28 protein-coding genes are annotated in these 26,719 nt (G+C 72.1%); 10 read left to right on the top strand and 18 right to left on the bottom strand.

Annotated features, from left to right (window positions below; genetic code table 11):
- Window positions 1–110 precede the first annotated feature (110 nt).
- From ACIBCJ_RS31270 to ACIBCJ_RS31250, 5 genes are all read right to left on the bottom strand, one after another.
- Window positions 111–749 (bottom strand): GNAT family N-acetyltransferase, encoded by a 639-nt coding sequence (locus ACIBCJ_RS31270; RefSeq protein ID WP_362097186.1) that lies wholly within the window; start codon window positions 747–749, stop codon window positions 111–113.
- Between the two features lie 185 nt (window positions 750–934).
- The gene (locus ACIBCJ_RS31265) at window positions 935–1,762 is read right to left on the bottom strand and encodes a MetQ/NlpA family ABC transporter substrate-binding protein (RefSeq protein WP_362097189.1); all 828 of its coding nucleotides are present in this window, start codon (window positions 1,760–1,762) and stop codon (window positions 935–937) included.
- 88 nt (window positions 1,763–1,850) lie between these two features.
- The gene (locus tag ACIBCJ_RS31260; RefSeq protein ID WP_362097192.1) at window positions 1,851–2,588 is read right to left on the bottom strand and encodes a methionine ABC transporter permease; all 738 of its coding nucleotides are present in this window, start codon (window positions 2,586–2,588) and stop codon (window positions 1,851–1,853) included.
- Window positions 2,585–3,649, bottom strand: a complete 1,065-nt coding sequence (locus ACIBCJ_RS31255) for an ATP-binding cassette domain-containing protein (RefSeq protein ID WP_365980571.1) — start codon at window positions 3,647–3,649, stop codon at window positions 2,585–2,587. Before ACIBCJ_RS31255 ends, ACIBCJ_RS31260 begins: the two co-directional genes overlap by 4 nt.
- A gap of 423 nt (window positions 3,650–4,072) precedes the next feature.
- Window positions 4,073–4,723 carry an HAD family hydrolase gene (locus ACIBCJ_RS31250; protein WP_362097198.1) on the bottom strand — a complete coding sequence of 217 codons (651 nt, stop codon included), beginning with the start codon at window positions 4,721–4,723 and terminating at the stop codon, window positions 4,073–4,075.
- Between the two features lie 60 nt (window positions 4,724–4,783).
- Here ACIBCJ_RS31250 and ACIBCJ_RS31245 point away from each other — a divergent pair, with 60 nt between their 5' ends.
- Window positions 4,784–5,143: a hypothetical protein gene (locus tag ACIBCJ_RS31245; protein ID WP_365980572.1), complete on the top strand. Its 360-nt coding sequence runs from the start codon at window positions 4,784–4,786 to the stop codon at window positions 5,141–5,143.
- Between the two features lies 1 nt (window position 5,144).
- Window positions 5,145–5,561, top strand: coding sequence for a hypothetical protein (locus ACIBCJ_RS31240; protein WP_133888058.1), 417 nt, complete (start codon window positions 5,145–5,147; stop codon window positions 5,559–5,561).
- A 97-nt stretch (window positions 5,562–5,658) separates the two neighbouring features.
- Here ACIBCJ_RS31240 and ACIBCJ_RS31235 read toward each other — a convergent pair whose 3' ends face one another.
- The 3 genes from ACIBCJ_RS31235 to ACIBCJ_RS31225 form a co-directional block, all read right to left on the bottom strand.
- Window positions 5,659–6,156 carry a GNAT family N-acetyltransferase gene (locus ACIBCJ_RS31235; protein WP_362097423.1) on the bottom strand — a complete coding sequence of 166 codons (498 nt, stop codon included), beginning with the start codon at window positions 6,154–6,156 and terminating at the stop codon, window positions 5,659–5,661.
- Window positions 6,157–6,213: 57 nt separating this feature from the next.
- Complete coding sequence (locus ACIBCJ_RS31230) at window positions 6,214–6,714, bottom strand: sigma-70 family RNA polymerase sigma factor (RefSeq protein WP_362097204.1); 501 nt, start codon at window positions 6,712–6,714, stop codon at window positions 6,214–6,216.
- Between the two features lie 74 nt (window positions 6,715–6,788).
- A complete protein-coding gene (locus ACIBCJ_RS31225) occupies window positions 6,789–7,967 on the bottom strand; it encodes a glycerophosphodiester phosphodiesterase (protein WP_365980575.1) in 1,179 nt (392 codons plus the stop codon).
- Window positions 7,968–8,442: 475 nt separating this feature from the next.
- Here ACIBCJ_RS31225 and ACIBCJ_RS31220 point away from each other — a divergent pair, with 475 nt between their 5' ends.
- On the top strand, window positions 8,443–9,114 hold the full coding sequence (locus ACIBCJ_RS31220) for a 1-acyl-sn-glycerol-3-phosphate acyltransferase (RefSeq protein ID WP_102929886.1): 672 nt from the start codon (window positions 8,443–8,445) through the stop codon (window positions 9,112–9,114).
- A 140-nt stretch (window positions 9,115–9,254) separates the two neighbouring features.
- On the opposite strand, the gene ACIBCJ_RS31215 is transcribed toward ACIBCJ_RS31220, so the two are convergent.
- From ACIBCJ_RS31215 to argH, 4 genes are all read right to left on the bottom strand, one after another.
- Entirely contained in the window at window positions 9,255–10,787 is a 1,533-nt protein-coding gene (locus ACIBCJ_RS31215; RefSeq protein ID WP_365980576.1) for an MFS transporter, read from the bottom strand.
- Window positions 10,784–11,335: a helix-turn-helix domain-containing protein gene (locus ACIBCJ_RS31210; protein ID WP_365980577.1), complete on the bottom strand. Its 552-nt coding sequence runs from the start codon at window positions 11,333–11,335 to the stop codon at window positions 10,784–10,786. Before ACIBCJ_RS31210 ends, ACIBCJ_RS31215 begins: the two co-directional genes overlap by 4 nt.
- A 96-nt stretch (window positions 11,336–11,431) precedes the next feature.
- On the bottom strand, window positions 11,432–12,403 hold the full coding sequence (locus ACIBCJ_RS31205; RefSeq protein WP_365980578.1) for an aldo/keto reductase: 972 nt from the start codon (window positions 12,401–12,403) through the stop codon (window positions 11,432–11,434).
- Window positions 12,404–12,506: 103 nt separating this feature from the next.
- On the bottom strand, window positions 12,507–13,934 hold the full coding sequence (gene argH, locus ACIBCJ_RS31200; protein ID WP_365980579.1) for an argininosuccinate lyase: 1,428 nt from the start codon (window positions 13,932–13,934) through the stop codon (window positions 12,507–12,509).
- Between the two features lie 168 nt (window positions 13,935–14,102).
- On the opposite strand from argH, the gene ACIBCJ_RS31195 reads away from it, so the two are divergent.
- The 5 genes from ACIBCJ_RS31195 (at window position 14,103) to ACIBCJ_RS31175 (ending at window position 18,520) form a co-directional block, all read left to right on the top strand.
- On the top strand, window positions 14,103–14,690 hold the full coding sequence (locus ACIBCJ_RS31195) for a pyridoxamine 5'-phosphate oxidase family protein (RefSeq protein WP_362097220.1): 588 nt from the start codon (window positions 14,103–14,105) through the stop codon (window positions 14,688–14,690).
- A 3-nt stretch (window positions 14,691–14,693) separates the two neighbouring features.
- Complete coding sequence (locus ACIBCJ_RS31190) at window positions 14,694–15,413, top strand: L,D-transpeptidase family protein (protein WP_365980580.1); 720 nt, start codon at window positions 14,694–14,696, stop codon at window positions 15,411–15,413.
- 118 nt (window positions 15,414–15,531) lie between these two features.
- Window positions 15,532–16,914: a ferredoxin reductase family protein gene (locus ACIBCJ_RS31185; protein WP_365980581.1), complete on the top strand. Its 1,383-nt coding sequence runs from the start codon at window positions 15,532–15,534 to the stop codon at window positions 16,912–16,914.
- Between the two features lie 27 nt (window positions 16,915–16,941).
- Window positions 16,942–17,724, top strand: a complete 783-nt coding sequence (locus ACIBCJ_RS31180; RefSeq protein ID WP_365980582.1) for an FMN-binding protein — start codon at window positions 16,942–16,944, stop codon at window positions 17,722–17,724.
- A gap of 55 nt (window positions 17,725–17,779) precedes the next feature.
- Window positions 17,780–18,520, top strand: a complete 741-nt coding sequence (locus ACIBCJ_RS31175) for an FAD:protein FMN transferase (RefSeq protein WP_365980670.1) — start codon at window positions 17,780–17,782, stop codon at window positions 18,518–18,520.
- A gap of 172 nt (window positions 18,521–18,692) precedes the next feature.
- Here the strand turns inward: ACIBCJ_RS31175 and ACIBCJ_RS31170 are convergent, their stop codons facing one another.
- Genes ACIBCJ_RS31170 through argC form a run of 5 tightly spaced genes read right to left on the bottom strand, consistent with a single transcriptional unit; the run spans window position 18,693 to window position 23,526 of the window.
- Complete coding sequence (locus tag ACIBCJ_RS31170) at window positions 18,693–19,232, bottom strand: arginine repressor (protein WP_133888048.1); 540 nt, start codon at window positions 19,230–19,232, stop codon at window positions 18,693–18,695.
- A 7-nt stretch (window positions 19,233–19,239) separates the two neighbouring features.
- Window positions 19,240–20,448 (bottom strand): acetylornithine transaminase, encoded by a 1,209-nt coding sequence (locus ACIBCJ_RS31165; RefSeq protein ID WP_365980583.1) that lies wholly within the window; start codon window positions 20,446–20,448, stop codon window positions 19,240–19,242.
- On the bottom strand, window positions 20,445–21,353 hold the full coding sequence (gene argB, locus ACIBCJ_RS31160) for an acetylglutamate kinase (RefSeq protein WP_362097237.1): 909 nt from the start codon (window positions 21,351–21,353) through the stop codon (window positions 20,445–20,447). Before argB ends, ACIBCJ_RS31165 begins: the two co-directional genes overlap by 4 nt.
- The gene (argJ, locus tag ACIBCJ_RS31155) at window positions 21,350–22,501 is read right to left on the bottom strand and encodes a bifunctional glutamate N-acetyltransferase/amino-acid acetyltransferase ArgJ (RefSeq protein WP_365980584.1); all 1,152 of its coding nucleotides are present in this window, start codon (window positions 22,499–22,501) and stop codon (window positions 21,350–21,352) included. Before argJ ends, argB begins: the two co-directional genes overlap by 4 nt.
- The gene (argC, locus tag ACIBCJ_RS31150; protein WP_365980585.1) at window positions 22,498–23,526 is read right to left on the bottom strand and encodes an N-acetyl-gamma-glutamyl-phosphate reductase; all 1,029 of its coding nucleotides are present in this window, start codon (window positions 23,524–23,526) and stop codon (window positions 22,498–22,500) included. The genes argJ and argC overlap by 4 nt, the downstream gene beginning before the upstream one ends.
- A 285-nt stretch (window positions 23,527–23,811) precedes the next feature.
- Between argC and ACIBCJ_RS31145 the strand changes: the two genes are divergently transcribed.
- Both ACIBCJ_RS31145 and ACIBCJ_RS31140 read left to right on the top strand, forming a co-directional pair.
- On the top strand, window positions 23,812–24,192 hold the full coding sequence (locus ACIBCJ_RS31145; protein WP_362507520.1) for a hypothetical protein: 381 nt from the start codon (window positions 23,812–23,814) through the stop codon (window positions 24,190–24,192).
- Window positions 24,193–24,199: 7 nt separating this feature from the next.
- Window positions 24,200–25,996, top strand: coding sequence for a CHAT domain-containing protein (locus ACIBCJ_RS31140; protein ID WP_365980586.1), 1,797 nt, complete (start codon window positions 24,200–24,202; stop codon window positions 25,994–25,996).
- 141 nt (window positions 25,997–26,137) lie between these two features.
- Here the strand turns inward: ACIBCJ_RS31140 and ACIBCJ_RS31135 are convergent, their stop codons facing one another.
- Window positions 26,138–26,674 (bottom strand): AAA family ATPase, encoded by a 537-nt coding sequence (locus ACIBCJ_RS31135; RefSeq protein WP_365980587.1) that lies wholly within the window; start codon window positions 26,672–26,674, stop codon window positions 26,138–26,140.
- Window positions 26,675–26,719 lie beyond the last annotated feature (45 nt).

The raw sequence follows: 26,719 nt of genomic DNA, 5'->3' as shown, positions 1-26,719 counted from the left end.
CAGTCTCCAGGGTTTTCGCAGGTGGTAGTCGTGACACCGTCACGGGCGCGCCCCGTGAGCGTACCTGGTGCGGTCCGGGACCGGGCGGTGGCGCCGGTGGCCCCCGTGTGTCAGTTCCAGTCCGTGAAGGTGGTGAAACCGTCGGTGTCGGTCAGCTCTCCGGTGGCGCCTTCGAGGTCCTCCGGCAGCAGGCTCCACACGATGAAGTCGGTGCGCACGTCCGACCAGACGCCGTCGTCGGTGCGGACGCGCGCCATACAGGCACCGCGCAGTACACCTTCGCTGATGCACCCGATCTTCTGGGCGACCTGCTGGGAGGCGGTGTTGTCGGCCGCGGTGCGCAGCTCTACGCGTTCGAACTTCTGGTCGCCGAACAGCCACTGGGCGGTGGCGAGCGCCGCCTCGGACGCGTACCCCTCACCCCGGGCCCAGGGGGCGACTATGTAGGAGAGCTCGGTCGACCGTACGTGCCAGTCGGTCCTGGTCAGCTGGACCACGCCGACCAGTCGCTGGGTGAGGAACTCGGTGACGGCGAGATCCAGGCCCCGGCCCCCGGTGCGCTCGGCGGGCGCGTACTCACCGATCCAGGTGGCGGCGTCGTCCTCGGTGAAGGGCTGGGGGACGTGGGTCCAGGCGGCGACCTGCTCGTCGTTCATCATCGCGGCCAGCGCGGGGACGTCGTCCTCGTCGAGGGGGCGCAGCACCAACCGCTCCGTGCTGATGGAGATGTTGGGGAAGGTGCTCGTCATGCGCCGCTCCGTAATCCGGGTGACCGTCAGGGACTGCTCGAACTGCCCAGCATGCAGCATGAAAGCACTCAACCACACCACTGGGTCCGCCCCGTGAGCACGGAGCGGACCCGGTGGGTGACGCGGCGTCGGGTCCGGCCGGAGGGACCGGAACCGACCGGAAGGGGCCGGGTGGACCGGACGGATCAGAAGGAGGGAAGCACGGACCCGGCGTAGTTGTCCTCGATGAACTTCTTCACCTCGGGCGAGGTGAGCAGCTTGGCGAGCTTCTTCACCCGCGGGTCGTCCTCCTGGCCCTCCTTGACGACGAGGAGGTTGACGTTCGGGTTGTCGTCGGCGGACTCCAGGACGAGGGCGTCCTTGGCGGGCTTGAGGTCGGCGTCCAGGGCGAAGTTGCCGTTGATGACGGCCGCGTCGACGTCGTTCAGGGCGCGGGGGGTCTGGGCCGCCTCCAGCTCCTTGAACTCGAGGTCCTTCGGGTTCTCGGTGATGTCGGCGGTCGTGGCCGAGTTGCCGACGCCGTCCTTGAGGGTGAGCAGGCCCTCCGACGCCAGCAGTTGCAGGGCGCGCGCCTCGGTGACCGTGTCGTTGGGCAGGGCGACGGTCGCGCCCTTCTTCAGGTCACCGACCTTGTCGGCCTTCTTGGAGTAGAGGCCGAGGGGCTCCAGGTGCACCGAGGCGACGGACTTCAGGTGGGTGCCGTTCTTCTTGTTGAAGTCCGCGAGGTAGGGCTCGGTCTGGAAGTAGTTGGCGCCCACCGAGCCGTCCTCCGTCGCCGTGTTCGGCGTGACGTAGTCGGTGAACTCCTTGACCTCCAGGTCGAGGCCCTCCTTCTTCGCCAGGTTGTCCTTGACGTAGTTGAGGATCTCGGCGTGCGGCACGGGCGTCGCGGCGACGACGAGCGGGCCGGAGGTGTCGGAGGCGGAGTCCTTGTCCGAGCCGCAGGCGCTGAGGCCGAGGGTGAGGGCTCCGGCGGCGAGGACGGCGGTGGTGATCTTGGCGGTGTTACGCACGAAAAGTGCCTTTCCTGAGGTGGTGCGACCCCGTCCCGGGTGAGGGCCGGGGAGTCTTGGAGAGGGCCGGGGATTCCCGGGGGTGGGGTCAGGCGACCTTGCTCACGTCGGCCGCCGCGGGCTCCTTGGCCTTGAGCAGGCGGAGCCTGGGGCCCGCGCCGCCGCGTCCGCCGCGGCGGTGCAGGGCGCGGGCGGCGTAGTCGCCGGCGAACTGGATGAGCGAGATGGCGACGGCGAGGAGCGCGACGGTGATCCACATGAAGGCGGGGTCGAACCGCTGGTAGCCGTAGCGCACGGCGAGGTCGCCGAGTCCGCCGCCGCCGACGGTGCCCGCCATGGCCGAGTAGCCGATGAGCGCGATGATCGTGGTGGTGGTGCCGGCGATCAGCGAGGGGAGCGACTCGGGGACCAGGACCTTGCGGACGATGGTCCAGGTGTTGCCGCCCATGGACTGCACGGCCTCCACGAGGCCGCCGTCGACCTCGCGCACCGCGGTCTCGACGAGCCGCGCGAAGAACGGGATGCCGCCGATGGCCAGCGGCACGATCGCGGCCTCGCTGCCGATGGTGGTGCCGGTGATCCAGCGGGTGAAGCTCATCAGCGCGACCATGAGGATGATGAACGGCATCGAGCGCCCGATGTTCACGATCTGGCCGATGACCTTGTTCACCACGACGTTCTGCAGCAGTCCGCCCCGGTCGGTGACGACGAGGAGCACGCCGAGCGGGAGCCCGGCGACGACCGCGATCAGGGTGGACCAGCCGACCATGATCAGGGTCTCCCAGGAGGCCTGCTCCAGCAGCGGCTGCATCTGCGACCAGGTCACTTGGCACCTTCCTTCACCAGCGAAGCGGGCGCGGCCGGGGCGGCCGACGCGTCCGGCGTCCCGTTCACCACGTCGATCTGCAGCCCCTGTTCGCGCAGGAAGCCGACGGGCACGACGTTGTCCTCGTAGCGGCCGGGCAGTTCGATGCGCATCCGGCCGACCTGGAGACCGCCGACGGTGTCGATGGCGGCGCCGAGGATCGATATGTCGATGTTGTAGGTGCGCGAGAGCTGGGAGATGACGGGCTGGGTCGCGGCCTCCCCGTGGAAGGTGACGTCCAGGACGGTGCGGTCGTCGCCGGAGGCCTCACCGCCGACCGGGAAGAGCGCGGCGGCCAGTTCGGAGCCCGGGGTGGCGAGGAGTTCGCCGACGGTGCCCGACTCGACGATGCGGCCCCGGTCCATGAGGGCGGCCGAGTCGCAGATGCTCTTGACGACGTCCATCTCGTGGGTGATGAGCAGGACGGTGAGACCGAGCTGCCGGTTCAGGTCGCGCAGCAGCTGGAGGATGGAGCGGGTGGTCTCCGGGTCGAGGGCGCTGGTGGCCTCGTCGGACAGCAGGACCTTGGGGTCGCCGGCCAGGGCGCGGGCGATGCCGACGCGCTGCTTCTGACCGCCGGACAGCTGGGCGGGGTAGGCCCCGGCCTTGTCGGCGAGGCCGACCAGGTCGAGCAGTTCCAGCGCCTTGCGGGAACGTTCCTTCCCGGAGGTGCCGAGGATCTCCAGCGGCAGTTCGACGTTGTCCCGCACCGTCCGGGAGGACAGCAGGTTGAAGTGCTGGAAGACCATGCCGATGCGGCTGCGCGCCTGCCGCAGTTCCCGGCCCGCGCGGGGGCCGCGCCCGGCCAGAGCGGTGAGGTCCTGCCCGGCGACGGTGACCGTGCCGGCGGTGGGGCGCTCCAGGAGGTTGACGCAGCGGATGAGCGAGGACTTGCCGGCGCCGGACTGGCCGATGACGCCGTACACCTCGCCCTCGCGGACGTGCAGGTCGACGCCGTCCAGGGCGGTGACCTCCCGGCCGCGTGAACGATAGACCTTGGTGAGGCCCGATGTGGTGATCACGTGGGTTTCCGTCACTGTCGAGTGCGCGGCGCGGTGGTGGGCGCCGGGCACGGGGCGTTGTTCTTCGGGTTCTCGGCCCGTCGGAACGCGGCACGGTTCTCGCGGTGGCGGTGCGCCATGGCGGTGGGACCGGGGAGAAACGTGTGCGCGGGGCGTGGCTCGGCCGCGTGCGCGTGGGGCGCGGGCGGACGGGCGCGGGCGCTCGCTTCGGGGCGCGAGGCTCAGATGGTGCGGGGGCCCTCTAGAAGGCGCACATTCGGCGGCACATACAACGAGCACCGGGCGTCGTGGTCGCCTCGGTCGCAGGGGTGCGGTCGCTCGTGGTGCTCATGCGGATCAGTAAAGCAGACGCACGGCTCTGCCCGGAGACCGCTGTCCGGATACTGGACAGCGGTGGACGGCGGCTGGTCGTCCGGGGGCCGCTCAGCCTCGGACGGTGATCTCGACCCCGCCCTCGGTGACCAGTGCCGACAACGCCGAGAGGTCGGTGACCACCAGGTCGGCGTCGAGTTCGCCGGGCCGGTGGGTTGTGGCCAACGCCACGGTCCGCATGCCGGCGGCGCGGCCCGCCTGGAGCCCGGCGGGGGCGTCCTCGAAGACGACGCAGTCGGCCGGGTCGACGCCCAGGGCACGCGCGCCGAGCAGGTAGGGCTCGGGGTCGGGCTTGCCGCGGGTGATGTCGTCGGCGGCGACGAGGGTCTTGGGCAGGATGCCGACGGCGTCGAGCCGGGCCTCGGCGAGCCGCCGGGTGGCGGAGGTGACGACGGCCCAGCGGTCGGCGGGCAGCGCGTCGAGGAAGGCGCGGGTGCCGGGCAGCAGCCGCACGCCTCCGGCGGGCACGTCCTCCACCTCCAGCTGCTCGATCCGCGCGACGGCCTCGGCCACCACCCCGGCGGGCAGCAGGTCGGCGGCTATCTCGGCGGCCGGCCGGCCGTGCAGTTCCACCTGCCCGAACTGCTCGGCGGTGATCCCGTACTCGACGGCCCAGCGCGTCCAGCAGCGGCGCACGGACGCGAGGGTCGAGACGAGGGTGCCGTCGTTGTCGAACAGGAGGGCCTGTGCGTGGAGCTTCATGTCCCCGACCATACGGGGCCGGGGACGGCGGGCCTTTTGGGCCGTAATAGGCTCGCTGCCATGCTTGACGTCCTGACGCTGGTGACCGGCGTCGCCGCGCTGCTGCTCGCCGCCTGGTGCGGCTGGGCCGCCTACCGTGACCAGCCGACGAAGGACGGGCACTTCATCGGCATGGCCGTGGTCTCGGCGCTGGCGCTGATCCAGCTGGTGATCGGCGTGGTGCAGCTGGCGCGGGGCGAGGACCCGGCGCAGGGCACGACGATCTTCGTGGCGTATCTGCTGGGCGCCTTCGCCTGTGTGCCGGCGGCGGGGTTCATGTCGCTGGCCGAGCGCACCCGCTGGGGCTCGGTGACGGTCGCCGCCGGCGGTGTCGTCCTCGCCGTCCTCGAGGTCCGGCTGTACGACATCTGGGGAGGCTGACGTGGTGGCCACGGAGGAGAAGCGGACCGGGCAGCGGCTGATCAGCGGCCCCGGCATCCTGCTGGTGTGGCTGTACGGGGTGATGGTCGTCGGCGCCGTGTCGCGGTCCGTGTACCAGATCGCGACCGAGCTGGACCGGGCGCCGCTCGCCTACACGCTGTCGGCCGTCGCGGGCGTCGTCTACGGGTTCATCACGTACACGCTGGTGCGAGGTGGCGAGACGGCCCGCAGGGCGGCGCTGGTGTGCTGCGCCGCCGAGCTGGTGGGCGTCCTGACGGTCGGCACCTGGACGCTGGTGGAGCCGTCCGCCTTCCCCGACGCGACCGTGTGGTCGGACTACGGGATGGGCTACCTGTTCATCCCGGTGCTGCTGCCGCTGTCGGCGCTGTTCTGGCTGCGCCGGGCCCGCACGGCGTAGCGATCCGGGGCTCCTAGGCCGTCGGTCCGGGCTCCGGGGCCGCCGGTCCCGGCACCGGAGCCGCCGGTCCCGGCTCCGGGGCCGTCGGTCCGGGCGCTCAGGCCGTGGTCGCGTACGTCCCGGCCGGCTTCTCCAGGACGATCATGGGTACGCCGTCGGCGCCCTCGGCCGTCCCGACCGTCTCGTAGCCGACCCGGCGGTACAGCCGCAGGTTGCTCTCGCTGCGGTGCCCGGTGTGCAACCGGAACCGCTTGGCGCCGCGCTGCTCGCCCAGGGCCGACTCGGCGGCCCGCAGCAGCCGGGCGCCGATGCCGTGCCCCTGGAGCCGGGGGTGCACGCAGAGCTTGCCGATGGACGCCGCCCCGTCCTCGGTCACCCGCCCCCGCACCGAGCCGACGACCTCGTCGCCGAGCCGTGCCACGAAGACGCAGTCGGCGGCGACCTCTTCGCGCACGGAGTCGAGGGTCTGGACGAGCGGGTCGATGCGGTAGTTGGCGTACAGCGCCGCCTCGCTCTGGAAGCAGAGGTACTGCAACCGGAAGATCTGCTCGGCGTCCTGTTCGGCCGCCGCCGAGATGGTCACGCTCATGCCCATGTGCGCATGCCTCCCGCTCACCTGATCACCTGTGGTCCCCCACTCCTATCCCCGTCCTCAGCCCGCCGCAACCTCCGGCGTCAGCAATCGCCGCAGACATCCCAGACATCGGGAGCGTTCCGGGCCAAGACTGCCCTGTGAGATACCCAACTCCCCCGCGATCTCCCGGTATGTGAGGTCCTCGGGCGACAACAGGGCCTCCATCAGCCGGGGGCAGCGGCCCGGCAGCCGGCGCACCGCGTCGCGCAGGGCGCGGTGCCGGGCCGCGGTGAGCGCGAGCCGCTCGGGCTCGTGGGCGGACTCGGCGACCGCGGCGGGCTCGTTCCCGTACGGCCGTTCGTTGCGGGCCGTGCGGCGGGTCCTGCGGGCCTCGGTGCGTACGGCGCTGCGCAGCCAGCGGTGCGGGTCGGGGGGCGGGCCGTCGTCCTCCAGGCGTTCCAGCAGGCGCAGCCAGACCGCCTGTTCCAGGTCGCCGGGCTCGGCTCCGGAGGCATGTGCCTCGGCGGAGGCCTCGGCGGCGAGCAGGGGGTGCAGCGAGGTGACGAGGTCGTGCGTCATATGCAGGTCGACGCGGCCGCCCGGGCGGCGAGTTGCCCGGGCGGCCGGAGCTCACTCCAACAGGTGCCGCGCGCTCACCTGTTGACGAAGTCCTCGCGGGCCAGTACGCCCGTGTCCGGGTTGTCGGTGAAGACACCGTCGATACCGGTGGCGAAGTACGTGCGGAACGCGCCGAAGGCGTCGCCGTAGGCGTCGGGGTCGCCGCCCTTGCGGAACTCCGCGGGCAGGAAGGGGTTCTCGTTGCGCATGGTGTAGGGGTGGAGGATCAGTCCCGCGCGGTGCGCGTCGCGGACCAGGGTCGTCGGCTCGGTGAGACGGCCGGCGGAGTCCTTCGGGATGATCAGGTCGAGGGTCGGGCCGATGCCCTGCGCGTAGGAGGCGATCTCCTTCAGGCCCTCGGGGGTGACGAGGTCGGCGGTCGTGCGCGGGTCGCCGGTCTCGACGAAGTCCCAGGGACGGCTGTCGGGGCCGGACAGCAGGACGGCGAGCGGGTTGCCGACCAGCTTGTTCATCCGCTGGATGCTGGTGGGCTCGAAGGACTGGATGATGACGGGCGAGTTCTTCCGGTCCTTGCCGTACTTGCGCAGCAGCCGCGCCAGGCGCTCCTCCGTCCCGAGACCCAGCTTGCGGAAGTAGGTGGGGTGCTTGAGCTCGGGATAGATCCACACCTGCTTGCCGCGCGTGCGGGTCTGCTCGTTCTGCCAGCGCAGCACCTCCTCGAAGGTGGGGATCTCCCAGCGGCCGTCGTAGAGGGTGTTGTGCGGGCGGTTGGCCGGGATGCGCTCGGTGGCGCGGAGCGTCTTGAGCTCGGCGAGCGTGAAGTCCTCGGTGAACCACCCGGTGGTGGAGACCCCGTCGAGCAGCTTGGTGCGCCTGCGGCCGGCGAACTCGCGGTGGTCGGCGACGTCCGTGGTGCCGCCGATCTCCGGCTCGTGCCGGCAGACGAGGTGGCCGTCCTTCGTGGGGACCAGGTCGCCCGCCTCGACGATGTCGGCGCCCAGGTCGAGGGCGAATTCATAGGAGCCGAAGGTGTGTTCGGGGCGGTAGCCGCTGGCTCCGCGGTGGCCGATGACGGTCGGGACCGGCAGGCTCCGCACCCCGTCGCCGTGTCCGTCGCCGTGCCGGGCACCGGCGGCCCGTGCCGTGCCGGGCAGACCCAGGACGGCCCCGCCCGCGCCGAGCACCGCCGCGCCGAGCACCGCCCGCCGTCCGGTGCCGCCGTCCACCCGCTCGTCCGACTTCCGCGTTCCCATGGGACCCTCCTGCCGTCGACCGTCCCGTGCGGGCCGATCGTAGGGGCGCGTACATGACCAACGGGAGACCGTGGCCGGAACACGCGGGTGCGCGGGGATGTCGTGTCGCGGGCGCGCCCGCAGTGCCGGGCGGACGGACGGCGCGCGGTCGGCTTGGCCGCGGCACGGCGGGGTAGACGCAGGAGACAGCATCCGGTGGTGTGGCCCGCGCGGCGCGCCTCACGCGATCGGCGTGTCCGGTGTGCTTCGATCCGGGCCGTGTCCGCACCCCCGAACCGTTGCTCCGGTCCCGCGGGCGCGACCTGCCTCACATTCGTGTGGAGGCGCGGCCGCCGCGCGACACCCCGGTACCGCAGGTGAACACGCGTCAACAGCGCGCCGGGACCCGGGTGACCCGAGGTGCGTGACCCCCCGGGCCGCGAGTAATGTCCTCACCTGCACAGACTCATACCGCATCCCGACACCGGAGGGCTCGTTGTCCCGCTTCGTGTTCATCAAGGCAGTGCTCGGCCCGATCATGCGCCTGATGTTCCGCACACGGGTGGAGGGTGTGGAGAACATCCCGGGCGACGGCCCGGTGATCCTGGCCGGCAACCACCTCACCTTCATCGACTCGGTGATCATGCCGCTCACCTGCGACCGGCAGGTCTTCTTCATCGGCAAGGACGAGTACGTCACGGGCAAGGGCCTCAAGGGGCGGCTGATGGCCTGGTTCTTCACGGGGGTCGGCATGGTCCCGGTCGACCGGGACGGCGGCCGGGGCGGGGTGGCGGCTCTGATGACCGGCCGGCGCATCCTGGAGGAGGGCCACGTCTTCGGCATCTACCCGGAGGGCACCCGCTCCCCCGACGGCCGCCTCTACCGCGGTCGCACCGGTATCGCCCGGCTCACGCTGATGACGGGCGCCCCGGTCGTCCCGTTCGCCGTCATCGGCACCGACAAGCTGCAGCCGGGCGGCGCGGGTCTGCCCCGGCCGGGCAAGGTGACGGTCCGCTTCGGCGAGGCGATGGAGTTCTCCCGCTACGAGGGCATGGACCGGGACCGCTACGTCCTGCGGGCGGTGACGGACTCCGTGATGACCGAGGTCATGCGGCTGTCCGGTCAGGAGTACGTGGACATGTACGCGAGCAAGGCGAAGGCGGCGTAGGTCCGCGCGCAGCACGGAGACGGCGGGCCGCTCGGTGAGCGGCCCGCCGTTTCGCGTGTACTGGCGGTTTCGCGTGTCCGCGGTTACGCGTGTCCGCAGATTCGCGTGTACCGGCGGTTTCGCCCGTCCTCGCCCTGCGGCTACGGGTGCTCGGCCCCGTCCTCCAGACGCTGGCCCCGCAGCAGGAACCAGGAGGCCGCGGCGGCGGCCAGCAGGACGGCGGCGCCGACGCCCGCCGCGAGGGTCAGGCCGTCGACGAAGGCCTGCCGGGCGGAGTCCAGCAGCGCCTCGCCGGTGCCGGCGGGAAGCCCCGCGGCGGCCTCCACCGCGCCGCCCAGTGACTCGTGGGCCGCGTCCGGGGTGCCGGCCGGGCCGGTGAAGTCGCGGTACACGCCGGTCACGATGGAGCCGAGCACGGCGATGCCGAGGGCGGCGCCGAGTTCGTACGCCGTCTCGGAGACCGCGGAGGCGGCTCCCGCCTGCTCACCGGGCACGCTGGAGAGGATCACGTCGGCGGTGACGGTGAACGCGAAGCCCGCACCGAGGCCGACGACCAGCAGGGCGGTGCCGAGCAGCGGATAGCCGGTGTGCTGGCCGATCACGGTCAGCGCGGCGAGCGCGAGACCGACGGCGGCGAGCCCGCCGGAGACCACGGCGCGGACCGAGAAGCGCCGGGCCGCACGGCCGGCGACCAGGCCGGCCACCACCGCGCCGACGGCGGCGGGCAGTTCGGCCAGACCCGCCTCGAAGGGCCGTCGGCCCTGGACGAGTTGCAGGTACTGGGAGAGGAAGAACACCAGGCCGGACAGGCCCAGGATGGTCAGCAGGTCGGCCAGGACCGCCCCGCTGAAGCCCCGGTTGCGGAACAGCCGCATGTCGAGCAGCGGGACCGGCATGGTCAGCTGGCGGCGGACGAAGCCGTAGAGCGCGGCGGCGCCCAGCAGGCCCGCGGCGAGCGTGGCCCAGGCGAAGCCGTGGGCGGCGGCCTCCTTGACGGCGTACACGACGCCGACCATGCCGACCAGGGAGAGGGCGACGCTGGGCAGGTCCCAGGGGCCCGGGTCCGGGTTGCGGGACTCGGGCAGCAGCTTGACGCCGACGACGACCAGGACGGCCATCACGGGCAGGTTGATCAGGAAGACGGAGCCCCACCAGAAGTGCTCGAGCAGGAAGCCGCCGACGATCGGGCCGACCGCGGTGCCGGCGGAGGCGGTGGCGCCCCAGATGCCGACGGCGAGGCTGCGTTCGCGCGGGTCGTGGAAGAGGTTGCGGATCAGGGCGAGGGTGGCGGGCATCAGGGTGGCGCCCGCGACGCCGAGCAGGGCCCGGGCGAGGATCATCACCTCGGGGGTGTGCGCGTAGGCGTTGAGGACGGATATCGCGCCGAACGCCGTGGCGCCGACGAGCAGGATCCGCTTGCGGCCGATGCGGTCGCCGAGGCTGCCCATGGAGACGAGCAGGCCGGCGATGACGAAGGAGTAGACGTCGCCGATCCAGAGCAGCTGGGTGCCGGAGGGGGCGAGGTCCTCACTGATGTAGGGGGTCGCGAGACCGAGCACGGTCGCGTCGACGGCCACCAGCAGCACGGCCAGCACCAGGACGGACAGCGCCAGCCAGCGGCCGGGGCTCTTCACCGCCTCGGTCGGGTGGGCCGGCTGCAGGGTGCGGTTCATGGTTCCTCTCTCCGGAGTGCGCCGCCGAGCAGCAGCTCGACGATCATGTGAGTGAAGTCGTTGCGGGCCACACGGCCCTCGGTCACGGCCCAGGCGCCGGAGGCCAGCAGGCCGTACAGCGCCTCGGTGAGCCAGGCGGGCGTGAGGTCGATGCGGAATTCGCCGCTCTCCTGGCCCCTGCGGAACAGCTCGGTGAGCCCGGCGTCGATGCGGGCCCAGCCCTCGTTCTGCTCCTCGCCCTCGAAGAGCTGGTTCTCGGTGTAGAGGAAGGCGAGCAGTCCTGCGGAGGGTTCCATCGCGAGGACCAGCCGGCGCACCGCGTCGGCCGCCGGGCCCTCGTCGGTGCGGGCCCCCTTCAGGGCGGTCTCGCACTCGGCGATGCCCAGCGCCTCCAGCGCCCTCACGAGGGCGTCGCGTCCGGCGAAGTGCCGGTGCAGCGTGGCCCGGCTGATCCCGGCGGCCCTGGCCACCTCGTCCATGGTCGCGGTGGACTTGCGGGTCAGCAGGGCCGCGGCGCTGCGCAGTACCTGTTCACGATCGACGGCCATGAGACAACGATAACCCACGTGAGACATTTTTGTCTCACGTGGGGCTTGCGTGACTCACCAGACGGGTCAGTCACGGATCCGGGCAGGCCCCGCGGCTCAGTGCCAGGGCAGCTGCCCGCGGCGCTCCCAGTAGGCGGGCGGGTCCTCGGCGAGTGCGCCGAGGCGCGCGACCTGGTCGTCGTCGAGGTCGACCACGGCGGCGTGCAGGTTGGAGCCGAGCTGGTTGACCGTCGCCGCGCCGGACAGCACGACACCGGCCCAGGGCTGCCGCAGGACCAGGGCGAGGGCCACCGCGTCGCAGCCCAGGGCGGTCTCCTCGGCGACGGCCTTCAGGACGCCGGGGGCGTGCGGCTCCGCGAGACGGCCGTTGGCCATGCCCTCCTTGACGATCACGGTGAGCCCGGTCTCGTGCGCCTCGGCGAGTGCGGGCCCGGCGGAGGTCTCCAGCGCGTTGTACGTCGACTGGACGGTACGGAAGAGAGGCTCGCCGTCGACGGTCACGGCGAGGGCGGCGCGGATGGCGTCGGCCTGGGCGGGGCCGCTGGTGGAGAAGCCGACGGTGCTGCCCTGCGCGGCGGCCTCGGCCAGCCTGGCGTGCAGGTCCTTGTCGGTGAGGGCCGGGCTTTCGGGGGTGAGCGAGTGGATCTGGTACAGGTCCAGCCGGTCGCCGAGCAGGGCGTCGGTCTCGGCGCGCTGACGGTCGTACGTCGCGACGCCGTGGTCCTTGACCTCGTGCCGCTCGGCGTCGGTCGTCCAGTCGGCGGTGTAGGTGTAGCCCCACTTGCTGCCGACGACCACGTCGTCGGCGTCGGGCCGCTCCCGGAGCCAGTCGGCGAGGAACTCCTCGGAGCGCCCGTAGGAGCGGGCCGCGTCGAAGTAGCGCACGCCCTGCGCGTAGGCGGCGTCGAGGAGGTCGTGCGTCCGTTCGCGCAGCGCCTCCACGGAGCGGTCGGCCGGCAGATCCCGGTCCCGGCCGAGGTTGATGTAGCCGGGGCGGCCGACGGCGGCGAGACCCAGGCCGATGTGGCAGGTGGGGGTGGTCGCCGCGGCCAGGCGGTCGAAGGGCATCGCGGACTCCGTTCGGTCGACGGCTGGGGCCGGTGTGACTGCCGAGCTGTTGACCAACGTAACCGCGATGCCGCTCGGGCACACCGGCTGCCGCCTCGCGCTGCTACTTCTTGGCGGCCGCCCAGGCGTGCTGGGCCGCCACGTCCGCCTTGACCTCGGCGAGCTGGACGGCGACCGCGCTGGGCGCCGTGCCGCCGCGGCCGCTGCGGGAGGCGAGGGCGCCGGGGACGTCGAGGACGGTGCGCACCACGGGGGTGAGGTGCTCGGAGATCTTCGCGAACTGCTCGTCGGTCAGCTCGTCCAGCTCCTTGCCGTCGGCCTCGGCGACCTTCACGCACTCGCCGGCCACCTCGTGCGCGACGCGGAACGGCACGCCCTGCTTGACCAGCCACTCGGCGATGTCGGTGGCGAGCGAGAACCCGGCCGGGGCCAGCTCCTCCATCCGCTCGCGGTGCACGGTGAGGGTGGCCATCATGCCGGTGAAGGCGGGGAGCAGGACCTCCAGCTGGTCGATGGAGTCGAAGACGGGCTCCTTGTCCTCCTGGAGATCGCGGTTGTACGCGAGCGGGAGGGCCTTGAGCGTCGCCATCAGACCGGTCAGGTTGCCGATCAGCCGTCCGGACTTGCCGCGGGCCAGCTCGGCGATGTCGGGGTTCTTCTTCTGCGGCATGATCGAGGAGCCGGTGGAGAAGGCGTCGTGCAGGGTGACGAAGGAGAACTCCTTCGTGTTCCAGATGATGATCTCCTCGGCGATCCGGGAGACGTCCACGCCGATCATCGCGGTGATGAAGGCGAACTCGGCGACGAAGTCGCGCGAGGCGGTCCCGTCGATGGAGTTGCCGACGCTGCCGTGCTCGAAGCCGAGGTCGCGGGCGACCGCCTCCGGGTCCAGGCCGAGGCTGCTGCCCGCGAGCGCGCCCGAGCCGTACGGCGAGACGGCGGTGCGCTCGTCCCACTGGCGCAGCCGCTCCGCGTCCCGGCCCAGGGCCTGGGCGTGGGCGAGGACGTGGTGGGCGAAGAGCACCGGCTGGGCGTGCTGGAGGTGGGTGCGGCCGGGCATCGCGACGTCCGGGTGCGCCTCGGCGAGGCCGATCAACGCGTCCTGGAGGTCGGCGATCAGCGCGCCGACGGTACGGGCGTGGTCCCGCAGGTACATGCGGAAGAGGGTGGCGACCTGGTCGTTGCGCGAGCGTCCGGCGCGCAGCTTGCCGCCGAGGTCGGGACCGAGGCGTTCCAGCAGCCCCCGCTCCAGGGCCGTGTGGACGTCCTCGTCGGCGATGGTGCCGGTGAAGGAGCCGTCGGCGACGTCCGCCTCCAGCTGGTCGAGCCCGGCGATCATCCGGCTCAGCTCGTCCTCGGTGAGCAGGCCCGCCGCGTGCAGCACGCGCGCGTGGGCGCGCGAACCGGCGATGTCGTAGGGGGCGAGCCGCCAGTCGAAGTGGACGGACGCGGACAGCTTCGCCAGGGCCTCGGCGGGACCGTCGGCGAAACGGCCGCCCCAGAGCCGGACGTCACCGCTGTTGCTGCTCACTTGGGTCGCTCCTCACCGTACGATCACTGTCCTGCATGAGTATGCAGAGCTTTGCATGATTCGTCAATCCGGCGCGATGGCCGTCCGCGGGCGGCGGAACCGTCCGGATGGCGGGACCACCGGTTATTTCCCGGACAAAGGCACGGCCGGTACTCATAATCGTTAGACATGGGAAAGACTTACGAACGCATAGACGGCAGACTCCGCGCCTTCATCGAGGCACAGCCCGTCTTCTTCACCGCCACCGCTCCGCTGGCCGGCGACGGCACGGTCAACCTGTCCCCGAAGGGGCTCACCGGCTGCTTCGCGGTGCTCGACGAACACACCGTCGCCTACCTCGACTTCGCCGGTTCCAACGCGGAGACCATCGCCCACCTGCGGGAGAACGGGCGCATCACGCTCATGTGGTGCGCCTTCCAGGGCCCGCCGAACATCGTCCGGGTGCACGGCCGCGGCGAGCCGGTCTTCCGCGACGACCCGCGCTTCCCCGAGCTGCTCACCCACTTCCCCGACATCGACCCGGCCGCGCACGGCCTGCGCGCGGTCATCGTCGTGAGCGCCGAGCTCGTCCGCGACACCTGCGGCTACGCCGTCCCCTTCATGGCCTACGAGAGCGACCGGGACCTGCACGGCAAGCGGTTCGCGCGGGAGGACGACGCCTCGCTCAACGCGTACTTCACCAAGAAGGAGTACATCGCCTCCAGCATCGACGGCCTCCCCGGGCTGCCGCTCCCGCTGCCTCCCTCTACCGTCTGAGCCATGCGCCCCGGTGTCGTCGTCGCCGTCCTCCTCTCCGCCTCCCTCCTCACCCTCGGTGCCGCTCCGGCCGACGGGTCCGCGCCCCGGCCGCTGCCGGCCCGGATGGCACAGACCGGCGGCGGCACCCAGCTGATCACCGCCGTCGCACCGGACACCGGCTCGACCACCGGCACCGTCACCTGGTGGGACCGCCGGGGCGGCGGCGACGGGCGCTGGGTGAGGTCGGGCTCCGCCCCCGCCCGCTTCGGCTCCGGCGGGCTCACCGAGGGCGCGACCCGCGTCCAGGGCACGAACACCACTCCGACCGGCCTCTACGCCCTGCCCTACGCCTTCGGCATCGAGCCGGCGCCGCGCGGGACGGCGTACCGGTACCGTCCGGTCCGCCAGGACTCCTGGTGGTGCCAGGACAACGCCTCCCGCTCCTACAACCGCTGGACCGAGCCGCGCCCCGCCGACTGCCGCGCCACCGAGGCCGAGCACCTGATCACCTACTCGGCGCAGTACGCGCACGCCCTGGTCGTCGGCTTCAACTACGACCGCCCGGTGCACGGTCGCGGTGCGGGCATCTTCCTGCACGTCGACGGGCGCGGGGCGACGGCCGGGTGCGTGTCGGTGCCCAAGGAGGCGATGCGGCGGATCCTGCGCTGGGCCGAGCCCGCCGAGCGGCCGCACATCGCGATCGGCACCTCGGGCGGGACGACCGCGATCACCCGCTACTGAACGCGGACGGCGGGACAGGCACCGGCACCGGCACCGGCACCGGCACCGGCACCGGCTGAACGCTCGCCCGGTGCGGCGCGTATCTGTGGGCCAAGGGTCAAGTCCCCACGGAGGAACCGTGACCACCACGCTCGCCGGCGGCCGTGCCGCCCGCCGTCAGACGATGCGGCGCATCCGTCCGCGCCGCTCCCCCGCCGTCCCCCTGCTGCTCGCCGTCTGGGCGGGCGCGGCGGGCGTGTTGTGGCTGTGGTGGCGCAACACACCCGCCATCTCCGACGACACCGGCAGGATCCTCGGCGCGGGCCGGATCACCGGTCTGCTCGCCGGGTACCTGATGGCGCTGGTGGTGCTCCAGATGGCACGCGTGCCCGCGCTGGAGCGCCGGGTGGGCTCGGACCGGGTGGCCCGCTGGCACGCCCTGACCGGCCGCTACACCCTCTGCCTGGTCCTCGCCCACGTCTTCCTGATCATGTGGGGGTACGCGGCTCAGGCCGGCAAGGGCCTCGGCGACGTCGTCGCCCAGACGGTCGACTCCGTGAACCAGCTGCCGGACATGGGCAAGGCGGCCGTCGGCACCGGGTTGCTGGTCGTCATCGGGCTGATCTCGGTCGGCCCGGTCCGCCGGCGCATCCCGTACGACCTCTGGTACCACGTGCACCTGCTCACGTACGCGGCGGTGTTCCTGACCTTCTGGCACCAGCTGACCACCGGCAACGAGTTCGCCGTCGAGCCGGTCGCCGGGACCGTCTGGTACGCCCTGTACGGGTCGGTGACCGCGCTGGTCCTCTGGTACCGGGTGCTGACCCCCCTGCGCCTCAACCTGCGGCACCGGATGCGGGTCGAGGCGGTGATCGAGGAGACACCGGGCATCGTGTCGGTGCTGATCGGCGGGCGCCGGCTGCACCGGATGGGCGCGGAGGCGGGGCAGTTCTTCCGGTGGCGGTTCCTGGCACCGGGCATGCGGTTCAGCTCCCACCCGTACTCGCTGTCGGCGGCGCCGCGCCCGGACATGCTGCGGATCACCGTGAAGGCGATCGGCGACCACAGCGCCCGGCTGCGTGAGCTGACGCCCGGCACCCGGGTGTGGGCGGAGGGCCCGTACGGCGCCCTGACCGCGCAGCGCCGCAGCCGCGGCAAGGTGCTGCTGGTGGCGGGCGGGGTCGGGATCACGCCGATGCGGGCGCTGTTCGAGACGCTGCCGGGCGCGTCCGGCGACATCACGCTGCTGTACCGGGCCAACAGCACCCAGGACCTGGCGCTCTGGGACGAGCTGGCCGGGATCGCCGACGAGCGCGGGGCCCGGTTGATGTACGCGGTCAACAGTCCGGACGGGGAGCGCCCGGACATCTCGGCCGAGACCCTGGCCCGGAAGATCCCGGACGTCGAGCGCCACGACGTCTTCCTGTGCGGGCCGCCCGGTTTCGCCCAGTCGGTGTACGAGGCACTGCGCGGCGCGGGGGTCCCCGCTCGCCGTATCCACCACGAGTCGTTCGAGATGTGAGCGACGGACATCGGGAGTCCAGGACAGATGAGGAAGAGCCACCCCGTCCGGCGTGCCGTGCTCGCCGGGGCCGCGACCGTGTCCGGGATCGTGCTGCTGCTGTCGCTCAAACCGGCGTCCGACCCGGGCTCCGCCTCGGCGGCCGGCGGCGCCGCTCCGCCCGTGGCCGCCCAGTCGCCGCAGGGCGGGCGGGGCGCCGGGGCCGGCACGGTCACGGGTGACGCGGCCGACACCCAGTACGGGCCCGTGCAGGTGCGGCTGACGGTGAGCGGCGGGAAGATCACCGGGGCCGAGGCCGTGCAGGCGCCCAAGGGCGGGCAGAGCGACCGGGTCACCGCGGACGCCGTGCCCAAGCTCAACCGGGCCGCCGTCGCCGCGGGCACCGCCGACATCGACGCGGTCTCCGGCGCCACCTACACCAGCGCCGGGTACCGGCGGTCCCTCCAGTCGGCGCTCGACAAGGCGGCCGCGGCGGACAAGGCGGGCTCCGGGGCCGCCGAGGACGCCTCGGGCGGCGACGCCGGCGTCCCGCAGGGCACCCAGGTGCTCACCGGGGACGCCACGCAGACGCAGTACGGGCCCGTGCAGGTCCGGGTCACCGTCAGCGGCGGGAAGATCACGGACGCCGAGGCCCTCCAGGCGCCCAGGGGCGGCCGCAGCGACCAGGTCACCGCCGACGCCGTACCCGAGCTCAACCGGGCCGCCGTCGCCGCTGGCACCGCCGACATCGACGCGGTCTCCGGCGCCACCTACACCAGCGCCGGGTACCGGCAGTCCCTCCAGTCGGCACTGGACCGGGCCGGTGGCTGATCCGGCGGCCGGGTCCGCCGAGGCTCCCGCCGCGGTGCGTCACGTGGAGGAGACGATGGGGACCGTCTTCTCCTTCGACGTCCGCGGCGGGGAAGGCGCGGCCGTACGGGCGGCGCTGGACGACGCGGTCGCCGGGCTGCACCGGGCCGACGAGGTGTTCAGCACCTACCGGGACGGCAGCGAGATCTCCCGCCTGGCGCGCGGCGAGCTGACCGTCGACGCGTGCGCGCCGGAGGTCGCCGAGGTGCTGGAGCTCGCGGCCGAGGCGGAGCGGGTGAGCGACGGCTGGTTCAGCACCCGGTACGAGGGGCGGCTCGACCCGACCGGGATCGTCAAGGGCTGGGCCGTGGAGCGTGCCGCGCGGCGGATCGCGGCGGCCGCGGGCGTGCGGGGTGTCAGCGTCAACGGTGGCGGGGACGTGCAGTTGCTCGGGACGCCGGGTGCCGAGCGGCCGTGGCGGGTCGGTGTGTCGGATCCGCTGCGGCCGGGCGGGCTCGCGGCGGTCGTCTCGGCGGCGGGGGCGGCGGAGCTGGCCGTGGCGACGTCCGGTTCCGCCGAGCGGGGCGCGCATGTCGTCGATCCGCGCACCGGGCGCTCGGCGGTGACCGACCTGGTGTCCGTGACGGTGGTGGCACCCCGGCTGACGTGGGCGGACTGCTGGGCGACGGCCGCGTTCGCGATGGGGGCGCGGGAGGGGTTGCGGTGGTTGGAGTCGCTGGCGGAGGTGGAGGCGCTGTTGATCACGGCGGGGGACGAGGTGCGGTGCACGGGAGGGCTGGCGGCTCGACTGGGCTGAGGTACCGGCGTCGGCACTCACCGCGTCGGCAGGGCGCCGCTGCGCCCACCCTGCCCCACTCTCGGCTTCGCTCGAGCGGGGGCCCCGTCGCCCCGGCGGCACGCCTGCCCGCAGCCGCGGCGCGACCCGGCCACGACGTGCCCGCAGTCGGCGGACCACCGCACCGCCCCCGTCAGCCGCCGTTCTGGGCCAGCCGCAGCAGGTGGTCCGCCAGGGCCTGTCCGCCCGTCGGCTCCCGGCTGATCAGCATCAGCGTGTCGTCGCCCGCGATCGTCCCCAGGATGTCGTGCAGTTCCGCTTGGTCGATCGCCGAGGCGAGGAACTGCGCCGCCCCCGGAGGGGTGCGCAGGACCACGAGGTTCGCCGACGCCTCCGCCGAGATCAGCAGCTCCGCGGAGAGCCGCCGCATCCGCTCCTCCTTGGCCGACTCCCCGAGCGGGGCCCGCGGGGTGCGGAAACCGCCCTCGCTGGGCACCGCGTAGATGAGGTCGCCCTCGGTGTTGCGGATCTTGACCGCGTTCAGCTCGTCCAGGTCCCGGGAGAGCGTCGCCTGGGTGACGGTGAGCCCGTCGTCGGCGAGCAGCTTCGCCAGCTGGCTCTGCGAGCGCACCGCCTGCCGGTTGAGGATGTCCACGATCCGGCGGTGGCGTGCGGTGCGGGTCTGCGGCAGGGCGGGCCCGGCCGTCTGCTCGTGCTCCTGCGCGTGGCTCATCGTCGTCTCATTCTCCGGATCGTCCGTCCCCGTGGGCCGTCTCGGCGGCCTGGTCGAGGACGCCGGGCAGCGCCCCGAGGAACGCCTCCACCACGTCGTCGCCGAGGTTCAGTGCGGGCATCAGCCGTACGACATCGGGCGCGGGCGCGTTCACCAGGATTCCGGCGTCCTGAGCCGCCTGCTGCACCTGGGCGGCGAGTGGCTCGGTGAGCACGATACCCAGGAGCAGTCCGGCGCCCCGGACGTGGGCGACCAGCGGGTGGCCCAGGGCCTCGACCCCGTCCCGGAGCCTCTCGCCCTGCCGCTTGACGTTGTCCAGGAGACCCTCGTCCGCGATGGTGTCGAGGACGGCGAGTCCGGCGGCGCAGGCGACCGGGTTGCCGCCGAAGGTGGTGCCGTGCTGGCCGGGCCTGAGCAGGTCGGCGGCGCGGCCGAAGGCGACCGTCGCGCCGAGGGGCAGTCCGCCGCCGAGGCCCTTGGCGAGGGTGACGACGTCCGGCAGGACGCCTTCGTGGGCCTGGTACTCGAACCAGTGCCCGGTCCGGCCGACGCCGGTCTGCACCTCGTCCAGGACGAGCAGCGCACCGGTGGCGGCGGTGATCGCGCGGGCCGCCTTCAGGTAGCCGGGGGGCGGGACGACGACGCCGTTCTCACCCTGGATCGGTTCGATGACGACCAGCGCCGTCTCCTCGGTGACCGCCGCGGCCAGCGCCTGCGGGTCGCCGTAGGGCACGTGCGTCACGTCGCCGGGCAGCGGCAGGAACGGCTCCTGCTTGGCGGGCTGACCGGTCAGCGCCAGGGCGCCCATGGTGCGGCCGTGGAAACCGCCGTCGGTGGCGACCATGTGCGGCCGGCCGGTCAGCCGGCCGATCTTGAAGGCGCCCTCGTTGGCCTCGGCGCCGGAGTTGCAGAAGAACACCTTGCCGTCGCGGCCGAAGCGCTGGAGCAGCCGTTCGGCGAGAGCGACGGGCGGCTCGGCGATGAAGAGGTTGGAGACGTGGCCGAGGGAGGCGATCTGCCGGCTCACGGCGTCGACCACCGCCGGGTGGGCGTGGCCGAGCGCGTTGACCGCGATGCCGCCGACGAAGTCGAGGTACTCGTTGCCGTCGGCGTCCCAGAGCCGGGAGCCCTCGCCGCGTACCAGGGGCAGGCGCGGTGTGCCGTAGTTGTTCATGAGGGTGCCCTGCCACCGCTCGGTCAGCTCCGCGTTGCTCACGACTCCCCCTGTTCGTCCGGCACGACCATCGTGCCGATGCCTTCGTCGGTGAAGATCTCCAGCAGGATCGAGTGCTGGACCCGGCCGTCGATGACCCGGGCGGTGGTGACGCCGCCCCGCACGGCGTGCAGGCAGCCCTCCATCTTCGGCACCATGCCGGAGGACAGGTCGGGCAGCAGCTTCTCCAGCTGGGTGGCGGTGAGGCGGCTGATCACCTCGTCGGAGTTCGGCCAGTCCTCGTAGAGGCCCTCGACGTCGGTGAGGACCATGAGAGTCTCGGCGCCGAGCGCCGCAGCGAGTGCCGCAGCCGCCGTATCAGCATTGACGTTGTAGACATGGTGATCGTCCTGGGAGCGGGCGATGGACGAGACGACCGGGATGCGGCCGTCGGCCAGCAGGGCCTCGATGGCACCGGTGTCGATGGCGGTGATCTCGCCGACCCGGCCGATGTCGACGAGCTCGCCGTCGATCTCGGGCTGGTGCTTGACGGCGGTGAGGGTGTGCGCGTCCTCGCCGGTGAGACCGACGGCGAGCGGTCCGTGCTGGTTGAGCAGGCCGACCAGCTCGCGCTGCACCTGCCCGGCCAGCACCATCCGTACGACGTCCATGGCGTCCTCGGTGGTGACGCGCAGGCCGGCCTTGAACTCGCTGACGATGCCGTGCCGGTCGAGGGCCGCGCTGATCTGCGGGCCGCCGCCGTGCACGACGACGGGCTTGAGGCCGGCGTGCCGCAGGAAGACGACGTCCTGGGCGAAGGCGGCCTTGAGGTCCTCGTCGATCATGGCGTTGCCGCCGAACTTGATGACGACGGTCTTGCCGTGGTGCCGGGTCAGCCAGGGCAGCGCCTCGATGAGGATCTGGGCCTTGGGGAGCGCGGTGTGCTTCCGCGTGGGTCCGCTGCTCATGACGAGTACGCGCTGTTCTCGTGGACGTAGTCGGCGGTGAGGTCGTTGGTCCAGATGGTGGCGGTGGCGTCGCCCGCGGCGAGGTCGGCGACGATGTGCACCTCGCGGTAGCGCATGTCGACCAGCTCGCGGTCCTCGCCCACGCCGCCCTTCTTGCAGACCCAGACGCCGTTGATGGCGACGTTGAGCCGGTCCGGCTCGAAGGCGGCGTCGGTGGTGCCGATGGCGGAGAGCACGCGGCCCCAGTTGGGGTCCTCGCCGTGGAGGGCGCACTTGAGCAGGTTGTTGCGGGCGATGGTGCGGCCCACCCGCACGGCCTCGTCCTCGGTCGCGGCGTTCACGACCTCGACCTTGATGTCCTTGCTGGCGCCCTCGGCGTCCCGGATGAGCTGCTGCCCGAGGTCGTCGCAGACGGCGCGGACGGCCTCGGCGAACGCCGCGTACTCGGGGGTGACGCCGGAGGCGCCGGAGGCAAGCAGCAGCACCGTGTCGTTGGTGGACATGCAGCCGTCGGAGTCGACCCGGTCGAAGGTGACGCGGGTGGCGGCGCGCAGGGCCCGGTCCAGGGCCTCGGCCTCCAGGTCGGCATCGGTGGTGAGCACGACGAGCATGGTGGCGAGGCCGGGGGCGAGCATGCCCGCGCCCTTGGCCATGCCGCCGACGGTCCAGCCGTCCCGCGTCACCACGGAGGTCTTGTGCACGGTGTCGGTGGTCTTGATGGCGATGGCGGCCTTCTCGCCGCCGTGCTCGGAGAGCTGCCCGGCGGCCGTCTCCACACCCGGGAGCAGCTTGTCCATGGGCAGCAGGACGCCGATCAGCCCGGTGGAGCAGACGGCGACCTCTCCCGCCCCCGTCCCGAGCACGTCGGCGGCCTTCTCGGCGGTGGCGTGCGTGTCCTGGAAGCCCTTGGGTCCGGTGCAGGCGTTGGCGCCGCCGGAGTTGAGGACGACGGCGGTCAGCTCGCCGCTCTTGAGGACCTGCTCGGACCACAGGACCGGCGCGGCCTTGACGCGGTTGGAGGTGAAGACGCCCGCGGCGGAGCGTCGGGGGCCGGTGTTGACCACGAGGGCCAGGTCGGGGTTGCCGCTCTCCTTGATCCCGGCGGCGATGCCCGCCGCCGTGAACCCCTTCGCTGCCGTCACACTCACGGCGCAACTCCGATCGTCGTCAGTCCGGTGGTCTCGTCGAGGCCCAGGGCGATGTTCATGCTCTGGACGGCACCGCCCGCGGTGCCCTTGGCCAGGTTGTCGATGGCGCTGATGGCGATGATCCGGCCCGCGGCGGCGTCGTACGCGACCTGCACGTGCACGGCGTTGGAGCCGTACACGGAGGCGGTCGCGGGCCACTGCCCCTCGGGCAGCAGGTGCACGAACGGTTCGTCGGCGAAGACCTTCTCGTAGGCGGCCCGCACCGACTCGGCGGTGGCCCCGGGCTTCGCCTTCGCGGTGCACGTGGCGAGGATGCCGCGCGGCATGGGCGCCAGGGTCGGCGTGAAGGAGACGGTGACCGGCTCGCCGGCGACCGCGCCGAGGTTCTGGATCATCTCGGGGGTGTGCCGGTGACCGCCGCCGACGCCGTACGGCGACATGGAGCCCATGACCTCGCTGCCCAGCAGGTGCGGCTTGGCCGCCTTGCCGGCGCCGGAGGTGCCGGAGGCGGCGACGATCACCGCCTCGGGCTCGGCCAGCGCCGCGGCGTACGCCGGGAAGAGGGCCAGGGACGCGGCGGTGGGGTAGCAACCGGGCACCGCGATGCGCTTGGACCCCTCCAGCGCGGCGCGGGCACCCGGAAGTTCGGGGAGGCCGTAGGGCCAGGTACCGGCGTGCGGGGAGCCGTAGAAGGCCTCCCAGTCGGCCGCGTCCCTGAGCCGGAAGTCGGCGCCCATGTCGACGACGAGGACGTCCGGACCGAGCTGCTCGGCGACGGCGGCGGACTGCCCGTGCGGCAGCGCGAGGAAGACGACCTCGTGACCGCCGAGCACCTCCGGCGTCGTCGGCTCCAGCACCCGGCCGGCCAGCGGCAGCAGGTGCGGTTGGAGCGCGCCGAGGCGCTGCCCCGCGTTGGAGTTGCCGGTCAGGGCGCCGATCTCGACCTCGGGGTGGGCCAGGAGCAGACGCAGCAGCTCACCGCCCGCGTACCCACTCGCTCCGGCCACCGCCGCACGTACCGCCATGGAAAACCCTCCTCCTAGATGGCATGACTATACGTAACGATGCACGTTTATGCAATCCATTGGACTGACCCACGGTCGGGGTGCGCCGAGAGACCAGCGCGGGTGGGGCAAGATCCTCACCGAGCAGCCGGGGTGAGACAACCCCTCGAACGGACCTCCACCCCTGACGTCCCGGTCGGAAACGACTAAATCCCACAAGACGCCCTCACGCCCCGATAAGTGCGACTACCCTCAGTCGCCATGAGTGACCATATGTATGTTCATGTACCAGCAGATTTCTGGGAGTTGCTTGAGAAAGCAGACTTCGACGAGGTGGAGACCGGCTCACGCTCCGCCGAACAGTGGTCATCGGTGGCCGAGGCCGTACTGTCCGTCGGAAACGACGGCCTTGCTGTCACAGCCAACCTGGTGGGCGTCTACCTCGCCCGTGAGCAGATCGGGGAGTTCGTCCGAAAGGCCGGCGCGTGGCTCGGGTTCCGCGTCCCGGGCGGCGATCCCTGCGTACCGCCGCTGGTGTTCACGATCACCACGGGGCCGCCCGGGACCGAGGTGCGTATCGAGATCAACTCTGCCCCCGGCCCGGACGGCACGCCGGTACTCGACACGGCCGCGCTCACCGGGGCGATCGTGTCCGCCCTCGACTCCCCGTCCCGCATCCCCGACTGATCTCGCGATGGGATTCTTCACCGCGCGCCGGGAGGCCGAGTATGAGCGGGTCCAGCGGGCCATCGCCGTATTGCAGGAACGAGGCCGACGCGAAGGCACCGCCGCCGTGGTCGACGACTCCTGGAAGATCATGCGGCAGTGTTTCGACAGGATGGCGCTGGGCAAGACGTGGTACGCCCCGCTCGTGCTGACCAGTTCCCGGGTCTCTTTCGGGATGCACGCCGATCTGGGCCAGTGGTTCTTCGCGGCCTGCTCCAGCCTGTCCTTCGGTACAGGTGTGGTCGCGCTCGACGCCCTGTGCACGAAGCGTGGCCTGCCGTTTCCCGAGGAGCTGCACCCCGACGTCCAGCTGATGGCGGACCTGGCGCCGGGAGTGGCGCACCGCGCCGGCGTCCCGCTGGCGGGCTACCTCGTCGCGGAGGCCCTGACCGGCTTGCGTATGGGCGACCGCACCATCGCACGAGAACTCTCCGCCTATCTCGGCAGCGAAGAGTCCCTGCGACGGCTGCGCGCGATCCACCGCGACCTGAAGGAGACCACCAAGCAGGCACGACACAGTCTTTCGGACGCCACCGGCGTCGACACCGTCGTCGCGCTGCAGGCACAGGCGGACAAGATGATGGTCGACGACGTGGCCGCGACACTCACGGCCTTCTCAAAGGGAAACATCCTCTCGGGGGCACAGACGGTTTCCGCCGTTCTCGGGGCGAGCAAAGTGGCCCGCACGGTCATCTACGTGGCACCCGGTCCCGGGTTCGGGACGGCGATCCGGTTGGAGGCGCCGGAGACGGGCCGCGCGTTGTGCGAGAGCATCGAGCTGCCCGGACTCGGTCTGGAAGCCGTCCGCGAGCTGCGCAAGAAGCTGCACGCGGTCCTGGAGTCGGATGAGCGACGAAAGACGGTCCGGGACAAGGCGGTGCGCGAGGCGCACGCTGCCGTGGGCGACGCCTTCTGGAAGCCGCTGCTCACAGCCTGGCCGGAACTCGCGGGCGGACGCATTGCCTTGGTCCCTCTGGGCGAGAGCGTGCTGCTGCCGCTGTACACGGCCCCCGTGGACGGCGTTCCCGTCTGCGGCCTCACCGATCTCACCGTCGCTCCCTCCGGCAACGCGCTGATGTTCGCGAGTGCCTGGCCCCGGCCGTCGCAGATCGAACCCCTGGTCGTGGCGGATCCCTGGTACCACGACGGAGTGGGCGGTGTACCGATTCCGTTCACCGTGCCGGAGGCGCGACAGGTGGCCGCCGTGCACGGTGTGTCGCCCGTGATCCTGCGTGGGCAGGAGGAGGAGGTCTCCGAGAACGGTACGGACCGCCTGCGCGGCCTCTTGTGGTCGCCCGCTTCGCCCGGCGGTACGAGTCCCGTGCCGCAGGACCTGGCGCGCCGGATGTCCGCCGCGAACCTCGTCCACCTCGCCGGCCACGGCTTGCTCGACGCCATGAACCCGTTGGAGTCCGCAGTGCTGCTGGGCCGCCCGCTGCCGCTGTCCGCGCTCCTCGAACACGACCTGTGCAGGGGAACGACGGTCGTCCTCTCAGCCTGTCACCTGGCCGGCATCGGAACCCGTCTGCCCGGCGAACAACTCGGCTTCCCCGCGGCGCTGCTCGCCATGGGAGCAAGCTCCGTGATCGCCGCCCTCTGGTCCGTGCCGGACTCGCAGCAGACCGTCCAGCTGATGTCCACGTTCCATGAGGAACTCACCCGCGGAAAACCCCCCTCGGCAGCACTCGGGACCGCCGTCGCCCAGGCCGCATCCTCTGGCGCCCGTCCGACGGCCTGGGGCCCTTTCACCCACTTCGGCGCGTAGGGCCCGTTCGGCGGATCATGCCAAGCAGGAATGGACCCGCCCCCGCTCCCCGGCGGCTCGTCGGGCACCCCGCCCCCGAGCCGGCATGATCCGAACGGCCGGCAGGGCCGCTGCGGATCGTCCGGGAACGGCGGGCCGACATCACGAAGCGCTCCAGCCCTTGACGGCCTCCGCGATCCGCAGCGCGGCCAGGTCGGGCGTGAGGTGGGTGGTGTCGACGACCTGGGCTTCGGCGTGCAGCCAGGTGCGGGACGCCTCGGCGTAGGGCTCGAGGTACCGGAGCCGGAAGGAGGAGTCCGGTCCCACCACGGTGTCCCCCGCGATGCGGGCCCGGAGTGTGTCCTGGTCGGCGTGGAGGACGAAGTGCCGCACGGGAATGCCGTACCCGGCGAGGCCGTCGCCGATCTCCCGCCAGTACTCCTCGACCAGCACCGTCATCGGCACCACCAGGGTGCCGCCGGTGTAGTCCAGCACCCGGCGGGCGGTCTCGACGACGAGCGGCCGCCACGGCGGCCAGTGCTGGAAGTTGTCCGTGTCGGGCAGTCCCGGCCGGATGTCCATGAGCGTCTCGCCGACCTTCTCGGCGTCGAACACCCGGGAATCCGGGAGCAGCTCCTGCACGAGCGTGCTGGTCGTCGTCTTGCCCGCACCATGGGTGCCGTTGAGCCATACGATCATGCGTCCCCACGCTAGCCGGACCGGCGACCCTCTCGGGCCCGGTCG

This window comes from Streptomyces sp. NPDC051136 (genome assembly GCF_044455745.1).
Classification (GTDB): Bacteria; Actinomycetota; Actinomycetes; order Streptomycetales; family Streptomycetaceae; genus Streptomyces.
This window is presented reverse-complemented; position numbering and strand designations above follow the sequence as displayed.

Coding starts and splice junctions, on each gene's coding strand:
- ACIBCJ_RS31245 (WP_365980572.1), top strand. CDS start 4,784: ATGCTTGACGTCCTGACGCTGGTGACCGGCGTCGCCGCGCTGCTGCTC.
- ACIBCJ_RS31170 (WP_133888048.1), bottom strand. CDS start 19,232: ATGAGCCACGCGCAGGAGCACGAGCAGACGGCCGGGCCCGCCCTGCCG.
- ACIBCJ_RS31135 (WP_365980587.1), bottom strand. CDS start 26,674: ATGATCGTATGGCTCAACGGCACCCATGGTGCGGGCAAGACGACGACC.
- ACIBCJ_RS31210 (WP_365980577.1), bottom strand. CDS start 11,335: ATGGCCGTCGATCGTGAACAGGTACTGCGCAGCGCCGCGGCCCTGCTG.
- ACIBCJ_RS31195 (WP_362097220.1), top strand. CDS start 14,103: ATGGGAAAGACTTACGAACGCATAGACGGCAGACTCCGCGCCTTCATC.
- ACIBCJ_RS31215 (WP_365980576.1), bottom strand. CDS start 10,787: ATGAACCGCACCCTGCAGCCGGCCCACCCGACCGAGGCGGTGAAGAGC.
- ACIBCJ_RS31235 (WP_362097423.1), bottom strand. CDS start 6,156: ATGGGCATGAGCGTGACCATCTCGGCGGCGGCCGAACAGGACGCCGAG.
- ACIBCJ_RS31175 (WP_365980670.1), top strand. CDS start 17,780: ATGGGGACCGTCTTCTCCTTCGACGTCCGCGGCGGGGAAGGCGCGGCC.
- ACIBCJ_RS31180 (WP_365980582.1), top strand. CDS start 16,942: ATGAGGAAGAGCCACCCCGTCCGGCGTGCCGTGCTCGCCGGGGCCGCG.
- ACIBCJ_RS31205 (WP_365980578.1), bottom strand. CDS start 12,403: ATGCCCTTCGACCGCCTGGCCGCGGCGACCACCCCCACCTGCCACATC.
- ACIBCJ_RS31270 (WP_362097186.1), bottom strand. CDS start 749: ATGACGAGCACCTTCCCCAACATCTCCATCAGCACGGAGCGGTTGGTG.
- ACIBCJ_RS31140 (WP_365980586.1), top strand. CDS start 24,200: ATGGGATTCTTCACCGCGCGCCGGGAGGCCGAGTATGAGCGGGTCCAG.
- argB (WP_362097237.1), bottom strand. CDS start 21,353: ATGAGCAGCGGACCCACGCGGAAGCACACCGCGCTCCCCAAGGCCCAG.
- ACIBCJ_RS31250 (WP_362097198.1), bottom strand. CDS start 4,723: ATGAAGCTCCACGCACAGGCCCTCCTGTTCGACAACGACGGCACCCTC.
- ACIBCJ_RS31230 (WP_362097204.1), bottom strand. CDS start 6,714: ATGACGCACGACCTCGTCACCTCGCTGCACCCCCTGCTCGCCGCCGAG.
- ACIBCJ_RS31225 (WP_365980575.1), bottom strand. CDS start 7,967: ATGGGAACGCGGAAGTCGGACGAGCGGGTGGACGGCGGCACCGGACGG.
- ACIBCJ_RS31190 (WP_365980580.1), top strand. CDS start 14,694: ATGCGCCCCGGTGTCGTCGTCGCCGTCCTCCTCTCCGCCTCCCTCCTC.
- argC (WP_365980585.1), bottom strand. CDS start 23,526: ATGGCGGTACGTGCGGCGGTGGCCGGAGCGAGTGGGTACGCGGGCGGT.